The organism is Microvirga sp. 3-52, assembly GCF_018383585.1.
In the GTDB taxonomy this organism is placed as follows: Bacteria; Pseudomonadota; Alphaproteobacteria; order Rhizobiales; family Beijerinckiaceae; genus Microvirga.
This window is the reverse complement of the sequence record NZ_JAHAMK010000040.1, coordinates 1-14540: the sequence shown is the minus strand read 5'-3', so window position 1 is coordinate 14540 and position 14540 is coordinate 1. Positions and strand designations below refer to the sequence as shown.

20 protein-coding genes and 1 pseudogene are annotated in these 14540 nt (G+C 65.0%); 15 read left to right on the top strand and 6 right to left on the bottom strand.

What is annotated here, in order from left to right:
- Nucleotides 1-50: 50 nt before the first annotated feature.
- A complete protein-coding gene (locus tag KHP60_RS21870) occupies nt 51-788 on the bottom strand; it encodes a sulfite exporter TauE/SafE family protein (protein ID WP_213566408.1) in 738 nt (245 codons plus the stop codon).
- A gap of 233 nt (nt 789-1021) precedes the next feature.
- On the opposite strand from KHP60_RS21870, the gene KHP60_RS21865 reads away from it, so the two are divergent.
- Both KHP60_RS21865 and KHP60_RS21860 read left to right on the top strand, forming a co-directional pair.
- On the top strand, nt 1022-1789 hold the full coding sequence (locus tag KHP60_RS21865) for a GyrI-like domain-containing protein (protein ID WP_213566407.1): 768 nt from the start codon (nt 1022-1024) through the stop codon (nt 1787-1789).
- On the top strand, nt 1786-2457 hold the full coding sequence (locus KHP60_RS21860; RefSeq protein WP_213566406.1) for an HAD hydrolase-like protein: 672 nt from the start codon (nt 1786-1788) through the stop codon (nt 2455-2457). Before KHP60_RS21865 ends, KHP60_RS21860 begins: the two co-directional genes overlap by 4 nt.
- Here the strand turns inward: KHP60_RS21860 and KHP60_RS21855 are convergent.
- Together KHP60_RS21855 and KHP60_RS21850 are read right to left on the bottom strand one after the other, a co-directional pair.
- Nucleotides 2414-3478 carry an MBL fold metallo-hydrolase gene (locus KHP60_RS21855; RefSeq protein WP_213566405.1) on the bottom strand — a complete coding sequence of 355 codons (1065 nt, stop codon included), beginning with the start codon at nt 3476-3478 and terminating at the stop codon, nt 2414-2416. The two genes, KHP60_RS21860 and KHP60_RS21855, sit on opposite strands and share 44 nt — an antisense overlap.
- A gap of 62 nt (nt 3479-3540) precedes the next feature.
- A complete protein-coding gene (locus KHP60_RS21850; RefSeq protein ID WP_213566404.1) occupies nt 3541-3717 on the bottom strand; it encodes a hypothetical protein in 177 nt (58 codons plus the stop codon).
- Between the two features lie 169 nt (nt 3718-3886).
- Between KHP60_RS21850 and KHP60_RS21845 the strand changes: the two genes are divergently transcribed.
- From KHP60_RS21845 to KHP60_RS21810, 8 genes are read left to right on the top strand one after another with little or no spacing between them, the layout of a single operon-like run.
- Nucleotides 3887-4102, top strand: a complete 216-nt coding sequence (locus KHP60_RS21845) for a glutathione S-transferase (RefSeq protein ID WP_203441931.1) — start codon at nt 3887-3889, stop codon at nt 4100-4102.
- 2 nt (nt 4103-4104) lie between these two features.
- Nucleotides 4105-5667 carry a signal recognition particle protein gene (gene ffh / locus KHP60_RS21840; RefSeq protein ID WP_213566403.1) on the top strand — a complete coding sequence of 521 codons (1563 nt, stop codon included), beginning with the start codon at nt 4105-4107 and terminating at the stop codon, nt 5665-5667.
- A complete protein-coding gene (locus KHP60_RS21835; RefSeq protein ID WP_213566402.1) occupies nt 5664-5933 on the top strand; it encodes a hypothetical protein in 270 nt (89 codons plus the stop codon). The genes ffh and KHP60_RS21835 overlap by 4 nt, the downstream gene beginning before the upstream one ends.
- A 9-nt stretch (nt 5934-5942) precedes the next feature.
- Nucleotides 5943-6296 (top strand): 30S ribosomal protein S16, encoded by a 354-nt coding sequence (gene rpsP / locus KHP60_RS21830; protein WP_213566401.1) that lies wholly within the window; start codon nt 5943-5945, stop codon nt 6294-6296.
- A gap of 5 nt (nt 6297-6301) precedes the next feature.
- Nucleotides 6302-7015: a ribosome maturation factor RimM gene (gene rimM / locus KHP60_RS21825; RefSeq protein WP_213566400.1), complete on the top strand. Its 714-nt coding sequence runs from the start codon at nt 6302-6304 to the stop codon at nt 7013-7015.
- Complete coding sequence (trmD, locus tag KHP60_RS21820; protein ID WP_213566399.1) at nt 7012-7692, top strand: tRNA (guanosine(37)-N1)-methyltransferase TrmD; 681 nt, start codon at nt 7012-7014, stop codon at nt 7690-7692. Before rimM ends, trmD begins: the two co-directional genes overlap by 4 nt.
- Before the next feature lie 24 nt (nt 7693-7716).
- Complete coding sequence (locus KHP60_RS21815; protein WP_213566398.1) at nt 7717-8448, top strand: bifunctional 2-polyprenyl-6-hydroxyphenol methylase/3-demethylubiquinol 3-O-methyltransferase UbiG; 732 nt, start codon at nt 7717-7719, stop codon at nt 8446-8448.
- A 34-nt stretch (nt 8449-8482) separates the two neighbouring features.
- On the top strand, nt 8483-8881 hold the full coding sequence (locus KHP60_RS21810) for a VOC family protein (RefSeq protein ID WP_213566397.1): 399 nt from the start codon (nt 8483-8485) through the stop codon (nt 8879-8881).
- Between the two features lie 67 nt (nt 8882-8948).
- Here the strand turns inward: KHP60_RS21810 and KHP60_RS21805 are convergent, their stop codons facing one another.
- Entirely contained in the window at nt 8949-9899 is a 951-nt protein-coding gene (locus KHP60_RS21805) for a PLP-dependent cysteine synthase family protein (RefSeq protein ID WP_213566396.1), read from the bottom strand.
- Between the two features lie 103 nt (nt 9900-10002).
- On the opposite strand from KHP60_RS21805, the gene KHP60_RS21800 reads away from it, so the two are divergent.
- The 3 genes from KHP60_RS21800 (at nt 10003) to leuC (ending at nt 12992) form a co-directional block, all read left to right on the top strand.
- Entirely contained in the window at nt 10003-10674 is a 672-nt protein-coding gene (locus KHP60_RS21800) for a helix-turn-helix domain-containing protein (protein WP_213566395.1), read from the top strand.
- A 279-nt stretch (nt 10675-10953) separates the two neighbouring features.
- Nucleotides 10954-11337, top strand: a complete 384-nt coding sequence (gene rplS, locus KHP60_RS21795) for a 50S ribosomal protein L19 (RefSeq protein ID WP_213566394.1) — start codon at nt 10954-10956, stop codon at nt 11335-11337.
- 248 nt (nt 11338-11585) lie between these two features.
- A complete protein-coding gene (gene leuC / locus KHP60_RS21790) occupies nt 11586-12992 on the top strand; it encodes a 3-isopropylmalate dehydratase large subunit (RefSeq protein ID WP_213566393.1) in 1407 nt (468 codons plus the stop codon).
- A 72-nt stretch (nt 12993-13064) separates the two neighbouring features.
- Here leuC and KHP60_RS21785 read toward each other — a convergent pair whose 3' ends face one another.
- On the bottom strand, nt 13065-13370 hold the full coding sequence (locus KHP60_RS21785) for a hypothetical protein (RefSeq protein ID WP_213566392.1): 306 nt from the start codon (nt 13368-13370) through the stop codon (nt 13065-13067).
- Between the two features lie 123 nt (nt 13371-13493).
- On the opposite strand from KHP60_RS21785, the gene KHP60_RS21780 reads away from it, so the two are divergent.
- Together KHP60_RS21780 and KHP60_RS21775 are read left to right on the top strand one after the other, a co-directional pair.
- The gene (locus tag KHP60_RS21780) at nt 13494-13751 is read left to right on the top strand and encodes a hypothetical protein (RefSeq protein WP_213566391.1); all 258 of its coding nucleotides are present in this window, start codon (nt 13494-13496) and stop codon (nt 13749-13751) included.
- A gap of 3 nt (nt 13752-13754) precedes the next feature.
- Nucleotides 13755-14162 carry a metallopeptidase family protein gene (locus KHP60_RS21775; RefSeq protein WP_213566390.1) on the top strand — a complete coding sequence of 136 codons (408 nt, stop codon included), beginning with the start codon at nt 13755-13757 and terminating at the stop codon, nt 14160-14162.
- Between the two features lie 243 nt (nt 14163-14405).
- Here the strand turns inward: KHP60_RS21775 and KHP60_RS21770 are convergent.
- Nucleotides 14406-14540, bottom strand: a pseudogene (locus tag KHP60_RS21770) (IS5/IS1182 family transposase); the annotation flags it as partial.

The following is a 14540-nucleotide window of genomic DNA, read 5'->3' as shown; positions in this document are numbered from 1 at the left end:
GAAAACGCCGGAAATCGCGAGAGGGATCGCGATCCTCTGCGGCAATATCGTCAGAAGGCCTGCACGATCCGGGGAATGCTGGTCGCGACGATGAGCAGGCCCACGGCGACCATCAGGGGGCGGGTCGGCACCCGGCTGACCACGAAGCCGCCCAGGGGAGCCGCCAGGACGCCGCCGGCGATCAGGCCTGCCGCCGAACTCAGCTCCGACCAGCCCAGGCTCACGATGAAGGTCGCGGAAATCACCAATGTGACGAGAAACTCCGTCACGTTGGTGGAGCCGATCACCTGCCGGGGAGCATGGCCCCGGCCGATCAGGGAGCTCGTGACGATGGGCCCCCATCCGCCTCCGCCCATGGCGTCGAGCAGGCCGCCGCCGGCCCCGATCCAGGGCACCATCCAGTCCCGGACCTCCCGCGGCCAGAGCGGGCGGAAAGCCTTGAAGGCGATATAAAGGCCGATCCCCATCAGATAGGCCGAAACCAGGGGCTGGATCGTCTTCGCCTCGATGTTGGAGAGGATGAACGCCCCGACGGCTCCTCCGAGCATGCCGGCTGGCGCCAGCCGGGCCACGAGACGCCAGTTCACGTTGCGATGGAGCACGTGCGAGGTGCCCGAGGCCGCGGTGGTGAAGATCTCCGTCATGTGGGTCACCGCGCTGGCCGTCGCAGGCGGCACGCCGAAGGCCAGGAGGCTCGTGGTCGAGAGCACGCCGAACGCCATGCCGAGCGCACCATCGACGAGCTGGGCCCCGAAACCGATCAGAGCAAAGATCAAGAAGTCTTCCATTCCTGGGATGGCCTCAACGGGATAGGGTGACCGCTTGAGCATAGGCTAGGGCCTTGACGTTAGGTGAGGATGTTGGGGTCCTGGCCAGAGGATTTTTTGTGCATCGTCCGAACGGACGGCCTGCTGCAATCCGTCCTCCACAGAAGCCTGCGGACGGCCTCGCCGATGCAACAAAACCTCCCTATGGTGCTGCACCATAACCCTTCGTGATTCGCGGGTAAGGCGTCCTACTCATGCGGCTGCGCTCTTCAGGTTTTCTTCTCGTTCTTGCCCTCTGCTCGAGCGTTGCCCTTGCGCAGACGCCCCCAGGCGCCAATCCGCCGCCGGCACCGGTTGCCCCCGCAATCCCGGCCACTCCACCGGCAACACCGCAGCCTGCGCCGGGCCCGGCCGAACCCCAGACCCCCGCGGTTCCGCAGGCGCCGGCAACCGCTCAGCCAATTCCCGCGACCCCGTCGCCTGCAACTCCCGCCGGCCCGGGCTCCGCGCAGCAGGCCGGCCGCACGACGCTGTTCCCGAATCCGAGCGACCCGACAGGCGTCGAGGAGGGCGTCCTGGTCGCAAAACCCGCGGTGGTGCTCAACGGCATCAGCACCTGGGACGAGGCCTTCGCCAACCTGAAGAGCGCCTTCACCAGGATCGAGGACGAGCTCAAGAAGGCCGGGATCGCGCCGACGGGCCGGCCGGTGACGATCTTCGTCGACACCGACGACAACGGGTTCAAGTACGAGGCGATGGTGCCGATCGAGAGGGTTCCGGAGGGCAAGACGGAACTCACTCCCGAGATCAAGTTCGGCAAGACCCCGGAGGGCCGGTCCTTCCGCTTCGTGCACAAGGACGCCTATGACGAGATCGACGGCACCTACGAGACGATCACGGCCTATCTCGACATCAAGGAGATCGTCGCCAAGGATGCCTTCATCGAGGAATACGTGAGCGACTTCACGGATTCGCAGGACACCAATTTCGAGGTGAACATCTACGTTCAGCCGAAAGAATGATCGCGCTCTTCGACCTCGACGGGACCCTGACCGACCCGAAGGCCGGCATCACCCGGTCGATCCAGTACGCCCTCGACAGGCTCGGACGCCCCGTGCCGTACGCGGACGAACTGACCTGGATGATCGGCCCGCCCCTGATCGCGAGCTTTGCGAAGCTGCTGGGTCCAGCCGGGGATGCACAGGAGGCCCTGCGTCTCTACCGGGAGCGGTTCAGCGAGGTCGGCCTGTTCGAGAACGAGGTCTATGCGGGCATCCCGGCCCTGCTCCAGGATCTTCAGGAGAAAGGCGTCCGCCTCTTCGTCGCAACCTCGAAGCCCCATGTCTATGCGCGGCGGATTCTCGACCATTTCGATCTGTCGCGGTTCTTTTGCGGGATCTACGGCTCCGAGCTCGACAACCGGAACGCCGACAAGCGGGATCTCATCCGGCACCTGCTCGACCAGGAGCGCTTCGGCCCTGCGGGAGCCGTCATGATCGGCGACCGCGAGCACGATGTCGCCGGAGCCGGAGCCAACGGCCTCGCGGCGATTGGCGTCACCTGGGGTTACGGGTCCCGGCAGGAACTGCTGGATGCGGGCGCGGCCTGTCTGGTGGACGATCCGCGAGGGCTGGAGGAGCCGATCCTCAAGCTGACGGCATCCACGCCTCCCCGGGCCGCAACGGTCTGAACCGGTCAGCTGGAATTTCGGCGGCCTGGAGCGCCGTCGCCAGTTCCTGCGGCGGCTCGTCGACGCCCTCGTTGGTGAGCCGGAACGTGCCCCAATGGTGGCCGAGCGCCTGCTCGGCTTCAATGATGCGCAGCACCTTCACGGCATCCTCCGGGTTCATGTGCTGCGGCTCCATGAACCAGCGCGGCTCATAGGCGCCGATGGGCAGATGGGCGAGGCGGGGCCTGCCGAAGCGCTCGCGCATGCCGTGAAAGATTTTGCCGTCGCCGAAGCCGGTATCGCCCACATGGTAGATCGTGCCGGCGGGCGTCGTGAGCACATAGGCGCACCAGAGCGCCATGCGCCGGTCGTTGATGCCGCGTGCCGACCAGTGATAGGCGGGCTCGACATGGGCCGTGACGCCATGGCCGAGGTCGATGGTGCCGCCCCAGTCCCGCGTCTCGACCGGGATCTCCGGGTGCTCGGCCCGGATCACCGCATCGTTGCCGAGCGGCGCAACGAATTTCGGGCGATCCCTCTGCCAGAGGCGGCCGAGGGTCTCGGTGTCGAGGTGGTCGTAATGGTTGTGGGTGATCAGCACCGCATGGATCGGCGGCAGGTCGTCGAAGGCGATGCCCGGCGGGTTGACCCGCTTCGGACCGGCGAAGGAGACCGGGCTCGCCCGTTCGGAGTAGACCGGGTCGGTGAGGATGTTGAGGCCCGCCACCTGGATCAGGAACGAGGCATGGCCGATCAACGCGGAACGCAGGCCCTGCACCGCGGCCGGGGGCTTGTCCCGGAAGGGGCTCGGAAAGGTGTCCGGCCAATCCTTGCGCCCGCCGCCGAGCTGCCAGCGGGCGAGCTCTAGGAATCCCTTGTCCTGCGGTTGCCCCGGCGAGAAGAACCGCACCCCGTCGAAATGATCCGTGACAGGGCCCTCGTAATAGCGGTTCCTGGAACGGGCGGCGGTCATCCAGCCCAGTGCCCCGGTCGTGGCAATGACGGGAAGGCCGAAAGCTTTAAGAAGGGTGCGGCGGTTCATGGAGGCGTCGGATCCAGCGAGGCTTTAAGCGTGGGGATGCCGGGGCGGATCGGCAAGGGGCCTCAGCATCGTCCCGTCATGTCATCCGCCACGTCATGGCCGGGCTTGTCCCGGCCATCCCAGTTGTTTGAAGCGCCGCGCCTCACATCGAGATCACCGGCACAAGGCCGGTGACGACGCGGAGGAGCCTCCGCCTTGTCCAGGAGGGGAGCGATGAAGCTCCCAAGACTCTCTGTCATCGGCCTTTTCCTTGACTTCGCCGCCTTTTCCCCTTAGGTGCTGACCGCAAATCTGTAGAGCGAGCCCTTTTGAGCCGCCGACCAGCCCGAGGGGCTGGAGGTCAACGTCCGACAGCGCGATGCGCCCTCGGGCGCGCTTTCATTTGGGTTTCGCCGTGAGGACGAACGGATGTCGGACGACACATTGCGCATCGAGGACGCGGTCAACGAGACCTGTCCGTGGTCGGGAAAGCCGATCGCGGCGGACTCGCTCACCCTCTATCGCGGCGAGGTGGTCGGCTTCTGCAATCCCGGCTGCCGCGACAAGTTCAAGGCGGCGATCGACCACTTTGAAAAGGCCCTTGCGAAGAGCGATGTACCCCTCATCGCAAAAGGAATTGAGTGATCATGTTCGAAGGCCTTTCCGACAAGCTTTCCAATATCCTCAACGGGCTGACGCGCCGCGGCGCGCTCACCGAGGAGGATGTCAATGCGGCCCTGCGCGAGGTTCGCCGCGCCCTGCTCGAGGCCGACGTGGCGCTCGAGGTGGTGCGCTCCTTCACGGACAAAGTCCGTGCCCGCGCCGTCGGCGCCGAGGTGGTCAAGTCGGTCTCGCCTGGCCAGCAGGTGGTCAAGATCGTCCACGACCAGCTCGTGGAGATGCTGGGCGCGGACGCGGAGGTGATCAGCCTCAATGCGGTTCCGCCCGTCGGCATCCTCATGGTCGGCCTCCAGGGTTCGGGTAAGACGACCACGACCGCCAAGATCGCCAAGCGCCTGACGGACCGCGACAATCGCCGCGTGCTCATGGCATCCCTCGACACCCGTCGTCCGGCCGCGATGGAGCAGCTTGCCGTGCTCGGCAAGCAGGTCGGTGTCGACACGCTGCCCATCATGGCCGGCCAGTCGGCCGTGCAGATCGCCCGTCGTGCCATGGAGGCGGCTCGTCTCGGCGGCTACGACGTGGTGATGCTCGACACCGCCGGCCGCGTAACGGTCGACGAGGCCCTCATGATGGAGGCCGCCGAAGTGCGTGCCGCCACCAGCCCGCACGAGGTGCTGCTCGTCGCCGACGCGCTCACCGGTCAGGACGCGGTCAACACCGCGCGCGCCTTCGATCAGCGCCTCGGCGTCACCGGCATCGTGCTCACGAGAATGGACGGCGATGCCCGCGGCGGTGCCGCTCTGTCCATGCGGGCCGTCACCGGCAAGCCGATCAAGCTCATCGGTACGGGCGAGAAGGTCGACGCGCTGGAGGAATTCCACCCGAGCCGCGTCGCCAACCGCATTCTCGGCATGGGCGACATCGTCTCGCTGGTCGAAAGGGCCGCCGAGAACTTCGACCAGGCGCAGGCCCAGCGCATGGCCGACAAGATGCGCAAGGGCAAGTTCGACCTGGAAGATCTGCGCGACCAGCTCGCCCAGATGGAAAAGATCGGCGGCCTCTCCGGCATGATGGGAATGCTGCCCGGCATCGCCAAGATGAAGTCGCAGCTCGAGAATGCCAATCTCGACGACCGGATCATCAAGCGCCAGCGCGCCATCATCGATTCCATGACGCCCGCCGAGCGCCGCAACCCGGACATTCTCAAGGCCTCGCGCAAGAAGCGCATCGCCGCCGGTGCCGGCGCGAAGGTCGAGGAGATCAACAAGCTCCTGAAGATGCACCGCCAGATGGCTGACGTCATGAAGATGATGGGTGGCGGCAAGGGCAAGGGCATGGCCGGTGCGCTCGGAAAAATGTTCGGCATCGGCGGTGGCGGTGGCATGGGTGGAATGCCCCAGCCGACGCCGGAGCAGATCGAGGCGCTGCAGAAGCAGATGGGCGGCAAGCTGCCCGACTTCCCCGGCGGTGCCGGCGGCCTTCCCGCGATGCCGAAGGGCGGCCCAAGCCTGCCCGGTCTCGGTGGCGGCAAGATCCCGGGTCTTCCGGGCATCGGGGGCTTCCCGTTCGGAGGAAAGAAGAAGTGACCGAGAGTTTGATGGCGACAGAGCTGCTTCAGCGCGCTCATACGCTGTCCAGGAGATTGGAGGGTGCGGGCATCTGGAATGAGGTCCGTCTCCTCCGAGAGGACGGTATTACCGTTCTCGCACGTGTTCCCGGTGAATACTGGGAGATCGATCTGCTCGAGGACGGCACGACCGATGTGGAAGTGTTCCGAACCGCGGGTGACTTGGAGGATGAGTCCTCCATCGAACGCCTGATCAGCGAATTTGGTGAAAAGCTTAGACACTAGGAGCTATAAATGTCCCTGAAGATCCGTCTCACCCGTGGTGGTGCGAAGAAGCGTCCCTACTACCGCATCGTCGTGGCCGACTCGCGCTCCCCGCGCGATGGCCGTTTCATCGAGAAGGTCGGCACCTATGACCCGATGAAGCCGAAGGATGACGCCGGCCGCGTCGTTCTCGAGACCGAGAAGATCCAGGCCTGGCTCGCCAAGGGCGCCCAGCCGACCGACCGCGTCCTGCGCTTCCTCGATGCCGCCGGCCTCCTGAAGCGTCCGGCCCGCAGCAACCCGCAGAAGGCGGTGCCTGGCAAGAAGGCCCAGGAGCGCGCCGATGCCAAGGCCGCTGCCGCTGCCGCCGGCGAGGCTGCGTAAGCACCATGAAGAGGGAGCGCTTCAACCAGCGCTCCACCTCATCCCTCCCCCCCGTGGGGAGGGGCAGGGGTGGGGGTGCGAGCGTCAAAGCATCAGAACGTGGCGCTGACACCCCCACCTCCATCTCCTCCCCACAAGGGGGAGGAGGGCTCTCCCCGTCTCAGCGGGATAACCTCGTCCTCGTCGGCGAGTTCGGTCGCGCTCATGGCCTCAAGGGCGAAGTGCGGCTGAAATCCCATACCGGCGATCCGCAGGCGATCGCCGAGTACAGGCCGTTGATCGCGAGCAACGGCAAGACTTTTTCTCTCAAGAACGTCCGGGCCGCTCGCGGCGGCGCAGCCGATCTGCTCATCGCCGTTGTCGACGGAGTCACCACGCGCGAAGCGTCCGAGGCGCTCAACCGCGTGCAGCTTTACGTCGCGCGCGAAAAGCTCCCTCCGCCGGACGAGGATGACGAATTCCTGCTCGCGGACCTGATCGGCCTGGCCGTCCAGAACGAAGCAGGCGAGATCATCGGCACCGTGATCGATGTGCCCAATTACGGCGGCGGCGACCTTCTGGAGATCGCACCGGTGCAAAAAGGCCCAACCGCATTCCTGCCCTTCACCAAGGCTTTCGTGCCGACAGTGGATATAGCGGGCAAACGCATCGTCGCGGCGCCGCCGGATGATCTGTTCGAACAGGCGAAACCTGCAGCTGACTCCGAGGACGAGGCGTGAGTTTCAACGCCACCATTCTCACCCTTTATCCCGACATGTTTCCAGGGCCCCTCGGCATGTCCCTCTCGGGCGATGCGCTCGCGCGCGGCGTGTGGTCCCTGACGGCGAAGAACATCCGCGACCATGGCCTCGGCCGTCACCGCACCGTCGACGATACGCCCGCCGGTGGTGGACCCGGCATGGTGATCCGCTGCGACGTGCTGGCCGCTGCCATCGACGCCAATGTGTCGGCCGACGATCCACGCCCGAGACTGCTGATGAGCCCGCGCGGCAAGCCGCTGACGCAGCTCCGCGTGCGCGAGCTCGCGGCAGGTCCCGGCGCGGTCATCGTCTGCGGCCGGTTCGAGGGCGTCGACGAGCGCGTGATCGAGGCGCGGAGTCTCGAGGAAGTCTCCATCGGCGATTACGTGCTCTCCGGCGGCGAGATGGCCGCGATGATCGTGCTCGATGCCTGTGTGCGCCTGCTCCCTGGCGTCATGGGCAAGGAAGCCTCCGGCACCGAGGAGAGCTTCGAGTCGAACCGCCTCGAATACCCGCATTACACGAGGCCCCGCGAATGGGAGGGACGGCCGATCCCCGACGTGCTGCTCTCCGGCAACCATGCCGTGATCGAGCGCTGGCGCCGCGCGGAATCGGAACGCATCACGCGGGAGCGGCGGCCCGACCTGCTCGGGTAAGAGACAACAGACCGGGGGCTGTGCATGGCCACGCAGAACATCTACGACGATCCGGAATTTTTCGAGAATTACAGCCGCCTCGAGCGTTCGAAAGAGGGGCTGTCCGGCGCGGCGGAATGGCCCTCGCTGCAGGCTCTTCTGCCGGATCTCGTAGGCCGCAGAATCGTCGATCTCGGATGCGGCTATGGCTGGTTCTGCCGCTGGGCCCGGGAGCATGGTGCAAAACGGGTACTCGGCCTCGATGTCTCGGAGCGCATGCTGGCACGGGCCGCGGAGATGACATCCGATCCCGGCATCACCTACCGCCGGGCCGATCTCGAACGGCTCGATCTCGGCGACCAGCAATTCGATTTCGCCTACAGTTCGCTCGCCCTGCACTATATCGGCAATCTCTCCGGCCTTCTGGCCGAGATACATCGCGCGCTCGCTCCAGGTTCACGATTCGTGTTTTCGGTCGAGCACCCGATCGTGACGGCGCCGGAGAAAGCCGGCTGGTCGCTCGGTCCGGACGGACGCAGGACCTGGCCGGTGGACTCCTATCAGAAGGAAGGCCCTCGCCGGACCAACTGGCTGGCTGACGGGGTGATCAAGCAGCACCGCACCCTCGGAACCACTCTCAACCTCCTCATCCGGCTCGGCTTCGCGATCGCGCATGTGGAGGAATGGGCTCCATCGGACGCGCAGATCGCGGCAAGGCCCGAATGGGCGGAAGAGCGCGAGCGCCCGATGTTTCTGCTCGTCGCGGTCCAGCGCTAGGATCTCGACAGATCGATACGAAGGAGAATCGTCGATGGTGCAGGGTTTCGAGCATGTGGGGATGACCAGCAGCAATCTCGACAGGACCATCGCGTTCTATGGCGGCCTGCTGGGATTGAAGGAGGTGCTGGTCAAGCGGACAGGCGAGGGCGGTCGCATTGCGTTTCTCGATATCGGCGGCGTCATGCTCGAAATCGTCGAGCCCGCCACACCGATCCGGACGCCGGCGCGCGAGGTTCCCGCCACCGAGGCCGGCATTCGCCACATCACCTTCCGGGTCGATGACGTCGAGGCGGTTTACGAAAAGCTCCGGTCCGCCGGTGTGGAGTTCACCGTTCCGCCACGCAAGGCGGCAAACGCCGAACTGATCCGCAAGGTGGCGTTCTGCAAGGATCCGGACGGCATCATCGTCGAATTCCTGGAACGCGTGTGATCATCGCGCCTGGAGCAATTTTTCGGCGAAGGGGATCCGGTTCGCCGTCCAAAAATGCGGCACAGCTCTAGAGGCGGCTCGCCTCGAGCCTCGCCCCGAACGTCTTCAGATATTTCATCCCCGTGTCGCACATGATGGTGACGATGACGGCAGCGGGTCCCATCTGTTCGGCGAGGCGCAGGGCTGCGACGACGTTGGCGCCCGTCGACGTGCCGGCGAACAGACCTTCCTCCCGTGCGAGCCGGAAGGCCATCGCCATGGCCTCATCGGTCGAGACGCGCTCGATCCTGTCGGCGATGCTCTCCTGCCAGAGCGGCACCACATAGCCCGCGCCGATTCCGTCGATCCTGTGCGCACCCGACGGTCCGCCCGACAGGACAGCCGATTCCGCGGGCTCGACGGCGACGATCCTCAGCGCCTCGCGGTGGCGCCGCAGGCCCTCGGCGATGCCGCGCAGGGACGCCGCCGTTCCCACGCTCTGCACGAACCCGTCGATTCGGCCGTCCGTCTGCTGCCGGATTTCGTCGGCCATCCTGTGATAGGCGGCGATCTGGTCGCGGTTCTTCATCTGGTCCGTCCAGAAGGAGCCCTTCGCCTCGGCGATGATGCGGGCCTGCTCGATCATGTCCTTCGTCAGCTTCTCGGTCATGCGCCCGCTGTCGCTCGGCACGATGTGCAGGGTCGCGCCCAGAAGCACCATGTGATCGCGCTTCTCCTGTGCGAAGGCATCGGAGGTCACGATGTCGAGCGGATATCGCTTCACCGCACAGACGAGCGACAGGGACACGCCGGTGCTGCCGCCGGTATACTCGACCACGGAGCCGCCCGGCTCGAGGCGCCCATCAGCTTCGGCAGCCTCGATCATGGCGAGCGCCATCCGGTCCTTCATGCTGCCCGTGGGATTCTCGTTCTCCAGCTTCAGCAGGATGCGGGCGCCGTTCGCAGGCCGGATGTTGCGCAGGGCGATGAGCGACGTGTGGCCGATGCGGTCGAGGATGGTGCGGGGATGGTCGGTCATGGGGGTTGTCCAGAAACATCTGCCTTGTAGGCCACGGCGGTCCGCCCGTCAGGTGCGGAATCCGGACTTCTGTCGCGCGCAAGTCCATGCTAGCGCTTGACCCATGGCAGATTACGGTCAGTTCTGTTCCGTGGCGCGTGCCCATGAGGCCATCGGCGGGCGCTGGACCCTTCTCGTCGTGCGCGAACTCCTGTGCGGCAGCCGACGCTTCAACGACATCCGCCGCGGCATCCCGCGCATCTCCCGCACCATGCTGTCGGAGCGCCTGCAGGAACTGGTGCATGTCGGGGCAGTCACGCGCATGGACGGCGAGCATGGGCCGGAATATGCGCTCACCGAAGCAGGCCGGGAGCTGATGGGCATCGTGGGCGCCCTCGGCACCTGGGGCCAACGCTGGCTGCCGCGACGCGCCGAGGATGAGGATCTGGATTTCGAGCCCCTGCTCGTCGACATGCAGCGGCGCGTCCGTACCGACACGTTGCCCAAGGACCCGATCGTCATCCGCTTCGAGATCGAGGGGCAGCGCCAGCCGCGCTTCATGCTCCTGAAAGCGGCGGAGGTTTCGCTCTGCACGCAGAACCCGGGCTTTCCGGAGCCGCTCTGCATTCGGGCCCGTCTCCCTGCATTGGTCGCCTGGTGGCGGGGAGACGTGAGCTTCGCCGAGGTGCGGCGGATGGGGCTCACGGTGGAGGGACCGACAATTTTGGCGCGCGCGTTTCCGGATTGGTTCGAGCGATATCTGTTTTCCGAGGTCGCTCCAGCAGAACGGAGATGAACCTTTGACGCCCGGGTTTTACATTCCGTCATGGCCGTCGCCGGACTTGATCCGGGGATCGGCCCCGGCCATCCCGAGATGGAGAAGCGCTGCGCTTCGATCCATCGAGATCCCCGGCACAAGGCCCGGGATGCCGCAGGGCATGGAGGACGACCGCCGTCCTACAGGCTCGACAATCCCCCCAATCTCCTGTATAGGCGCAGCCTCAACTTAAAACAGGACGCCGAAATCCAGCAGGCTTGAGACTTCTCAAGACTTTGCAACGGCAGGAGTATTACGATGAACCTCATTCAGCAGCTCGAGCAGGAGCAGATTGCCAAGCTCGCCAAGACCATCCCTGTCTTCCAGCCCGGCGATACCGTGATCGTCAATGTGAAGGTGAAGGAAGGCGAGCGTACCCGCGTGCAGGCCTATGAAGGCGTCTGCATCGCCCGTTCCGGTGGCGGTCTCCACGAGAGCTTCACGGTCCGCAAGATCTCCTACGGTGAAGGTGTCGAGCGCGTGTTCCCGCTCTACTCGCCGCTGGTCGAGTCCATCAAGGTCGTGCGCCGCGGCGCCGTCCGCCGCGCCAAGCTCTATTACCTGCGCGATCGTCGCGGCAAGTCGGCCCGTATCGCCGAGCGCGCCGAGAAGAAGACCGGAACCCCGGCCGCGGCCGAGTAAGGCTCCCGTCTCATCGGCAGAATTCGGAAGGCGCGGCTCAGACCGCGCCTTTTTGCTAAGGCAGGCAGGCTTGTTTGCTGAGATAGGCAGGCTTGGCGGCAATCCATCGCGTCAAAAATATAATTGCGCCATGGGCCGTGTCTGCTATGCGATCATTTCAAGGCGGTGTGCGCTCAGGACATCTTCCCGTCGGAGCGACAGGCCGCTAAACACGACAAACCACGATTTTCGACTGTTGGAAGAGACACATGGCCAAGCCGCGCACCCTCTATGACAAGATCTGGGACGACCACGTCGTCGATCAGCAGGATGACGGGACGTGCCTTCTCTACATCGACCGCCACCTCGTCCATGAAGTGACCAGCCCCCAGGCCTTCGAGGGCCTGCGCATGACCGGCCGCAAGGTGCGCCAGCCGGGCAAGACGCTGGCCGTGGTCGACCACAACGTGCCGACCTCCGACCGCTCGCACGGCATCGAGGACCCCGAAGCCGCGACCCAAGTGGCAGCTCTCGCCCAGAACGCCAAGGATTTCGGAGTCGAGTACTACAACGAACTCGACACCCGCCAGGGCATCGTCCACGTGGTGGGCCCGGAGCAGGGCTTCACCCTGCCGGGCATGACCATCGTGTGCGGTGACAGCCACACCTCGACCCACGGCGCCTTCGGGTCCCTCGCCCACGGCATCGGCACCTCGGAGGTCGAGCACGTGCTCGCCACGCAGACGCTGATCCAGAAGAAGGCCAAGAACATGCGCGTGACCGTGGACGGGCAGCTGCCCGCCGGCGTCACTGCGAAGGACATCATCCTGGCCATCATCGGCGAGATCGGCACCGCCGGCGGCACCGGTCACGTGATCGAATATGCGGGCGAGGCCATCCGGTCCCTGTCGATGGAAGGCCGCATGACGATCTGCAACATGTCCATCGAGGGCGGTGCCCGCGCCGGCATGGTCGCTCCCGACGAGAAGACCTATGCCTACCTGAAGGACCGCCCCAAGGCGCCGAAGGGCGAAGCCTGGGAGGCGGCCGTGCGCTACTGGGACTCCCTGCGCACGGACGAGGGCGCCTTCTTCGATACCGAGATCAGGCTCGAGGCCGCCAATCTCCCGCCCATCGTCACCTGGGGCACGAGCCCCGAGGACGTGGTTTCGATCGCCGGCGTGGTGCCGAACCCGGACGACATCCAGGACGAGAACAAGCGCCGCTCCAAGTGGCGGGCGCTGGAATATATGGGCCTCAAGCCCGGAACGAAGATCACCGACATCGCGCTCGACCGCGTCTTCATCGGCTCCTGCACCAACGGCCGCATCGAGGACCTGCGCGAGGTGGCCAAGGTGGTCGAGGGCAAGCGCGTGGCCGAGAGCGTCAGCGCCATGATCGTGCCCGGCTCCGGCATCGTGAAGATGCAGGCCGAGGCCGAGGGCCTGGACAGGATCTTCAAGGAGGCCGGCTTCGACTGGCGCGAGCCTGGTTGTTCCATGTGCCTCGCCATGAACGCCGACCGCCTCAGCCCCCACGAGCGCTGCGCCTCCACGTCGAACCGCAATTTCGAGGGCCGTCAGGGCTTCAAGGGCCGCACGCATCTGGTGTCACCCGCCATGGCGGCGGCGGCGGCGATCGCCGGCCGGTTCGTGGACATCCGCACCTTCGGCTGATCGGTTTTTCGAACCAATGAAAAGGCCGTGACTCGCCCGAGTCACGGCCTTTTTAATGAGAAAGTCTAAGGCTTAGTCCACATAGACCCGGCGACCGCCGGCCACGACCTGGCGGCAACGCTCGACCGGGCGGCGGACGACCACGCCGTTCCGACGGACGCGCTCTTCCATCACCGTGCGGCACACGGTGCGGGTGCGGGCCGGGCGCACCACGCGGCGCTCAACGATGCGCTCACGGTAGCGCGGGCCGTGATGCCGCTCCTGCTCCACGCGAACGCCCGACGGACCGATCCGCACATCGACGCCCTGAGCCGATGCCGCACCGGCACTGAGAACCACCAGCCCGGCCGCAGCCAGGATACCAAATACCTTACGCATTATTACCTCGTGAGCTTTTGTCTATCAGGGTCTGTTAACGGCCAAGCGTGAAAGGCGTTCCGTTGCGAAGAAGAGATCGGATCGCCATGGTAAAGCAATGGTAAAGGTTTCGAGGAGGGTTTCATGAGCGATCGGGACCAGGAAGCCCGCGAGGCGCTGGAGCGCGTCCGGCGCGATTCGGACACGCTCGGTTCGTCGGCGCTCGCCCGCATGGGTCAGAGGGCCGGCGATCATTTCGGCGCCAAGGACGCCATCGGCACGGCCGAGGGCGGCGGCACCGATCCGGTCGAACTCTGGGGCCGCCGCATCGGCCGCGCCCTGTCGGTGGTCGGCGTGGTGATTCTAAGCCTGTGGCTCCTGATCCAGCTCGGGATCCTATAATCCATGAGCGCCTTAGCCCAGCTTCAGGCTCCCTCCCTCGACGATCTCGAAGCCCTGGCACAGGACGCCTATGCCCGTTTGCCGGAGGAATTCCGCCGCCTCTGCGAGGGCGTGGTGATCCGCGTCGAGGATTTCCCCGATGACGAGACCATGCGGGAGATGGGCTGCGAGACGCCCTTCGATCTGCTGGGACTCTTCCGTGGCATCGGCCTCGCCCAGGGTGGCGGCATGATGCACACGGGTCAGTTCCCCAACATGGTCTGGCTCTACCGCCGTCCGATCCTCGATTATTGGGCCGAGCACGAGGAGAGCCTGGGCCACATCGTGACCCATGTCCTGGTCCACGAGATCGGCCACCATTTCGGCCTCTCCGACGACGACATGGAAGCGATCGAGGCGGCTGCGGGGTGAGTTGTGAAATTGCAGAAAACTTGCGCCGAAAGCGCATTAACTGAGTCTGTTTTTGGTTAAGAAGAAAGTGATGATATGCAGTCTTAATACCGCTCCGGTGCGCAGTGTCACCTCGACTGTGAGATCGTATAAATATGAAATGAATTTCAATGAGAACATTTCAGAGTATTGTAGATGTGTTATACCTTTCGCCTATAACCATCTGACTACCTAAGAGGCTGACTCAAAAAGACTTGTGGTGTTTCAGGGTCTTGCGAGCCGTCTTGTCAGCATCCGGATATGAGCGATGAAGACCCAAGCCACCGCACTTTCAATGGAGGCTTCGAAGTCCTTGGCCAGGCGGCGGCAGCGTCCAAGCCAACCGAAGGTTCGCTCCAC

Coding starts and splice junctions, on each gene's coding strand:
- KHP60_RS21845 (WP_203441931.1), top strand. CDS start 3,887: ATGTCGGACGACACATTGCGCATCGAGGACGCGGTCAACGAGACCTGT.
- KHP60_RS21785 (WP_213566392.1), bottom strand. CDS start 13,370: ATGCGTAAGGTATTTGGTATCCTGGCTGCGGCCGGGCTGGTGGTTCTC.
- KHP60_RS21800 (WP_213566395.1), top strand. CDS start 10,003: ATGGCAGATTACGGTCAGTTCTGTTCCGTGGCGCGTGCCCATGAGGCC.
- KHP60_RS21855 (WP_213566405.1), bottom strand. CDS start 3,478: ATGAACCGCCGCACCCTTCTTAAAGCTTTCGGCCTTCCCGTCATTGCC.
- rpsP (WP_213566401.1), top strand. CDS start 5,943: ATGTCCCTGAAGATCCGTCTCACCCGTGGTGGTGCGAAGAAGCGTCCC.
- KHP60_RS21780 (WP_213566391.1), top strand. CDS start 13,494: ATGAGCGATCGGGACCAGGAAGCCCGCGAGGCGCTGGAGCGCGTCCGG.
- KHP60_RS21860 (WP_213566406.1), top strand. CDS start 1,786: ATGATCGCGCTCTTCGACCTCGACGGGACCCTGACCGACCCGAAGGCC.
- rimM (WP_213566400.1), top strand. CDS start 6,302: ATGAAGAGGGAGCGCTTCAACCAGCGCTCCACCTCATCCCTCCCCCCC.
- rplS (WP_213566394.1), top strand. CDS start 10,954: ATGAACCTCATTCAGCAGCTCGAGCAGGAGCAGATTGCCAAGCTCGCC.
- KHP60_RS21775 (WP_213566390.1), top strand. CDS start 13,755: ATGAGCGCCTTAGCCCAGCTTCAGGCTCCCTCCCTCGACGATCTCGAA.
- KHP60_RS21850 (WP_213566404.1), bottom strand. CDS start 3,717: ATGACAGAGAGTCTTGGGAGCTTCATCGCTCCCCTCCTGGACAAGGCG.
- KHP60_RS21870 (WP_213566408.1), bottom strand. CDS start 788: ATGGAAGACTTCTTGATCTTTGCTCTGATCGGTTTCGGGGCCCAGCTC.
- KHP60_RS21810 (WP_213566397.1), top strand. CDS start 8,483: ATGGTGCAGGGTTTCGAGCATGTGGGGATGACCAGCAGCAATCTCGAC.
- KHP60_RS21865 (WP_213566407.1), top strand. CDS start 1,022: ATGCGGCTGCGCTCTTCAGGTTTTCTTCTCGTTCTTGCCCTCTGCTCG.
- KHP60_RS21805 (WP_213566396.1), bottom strand. CDS start 9,899: ATGACCGACCATCCCCGCACCATCCTCGACCGCATCGGCCACACGTCG.
- leuC (WP_213566393.1), top strand. CDS start 11,586: ATGGCCAAGCCGCGCACCCTCTATGACAAGATCTGGGACGACCACGTC.
- ffh (WP_213566403.1), top strand. CDS start 4,105: ATGTTCGAAGGCCTTTCCGACAAGCTTTCCAATATCCTCAACGGGCTG.
- KHP60_RS21815 (WP_213566398.1), top strand. CDS start 7,717: ATGGCCACGCAGAACATCTACGACGATCCGGAATTTTTCGAGAATTAC.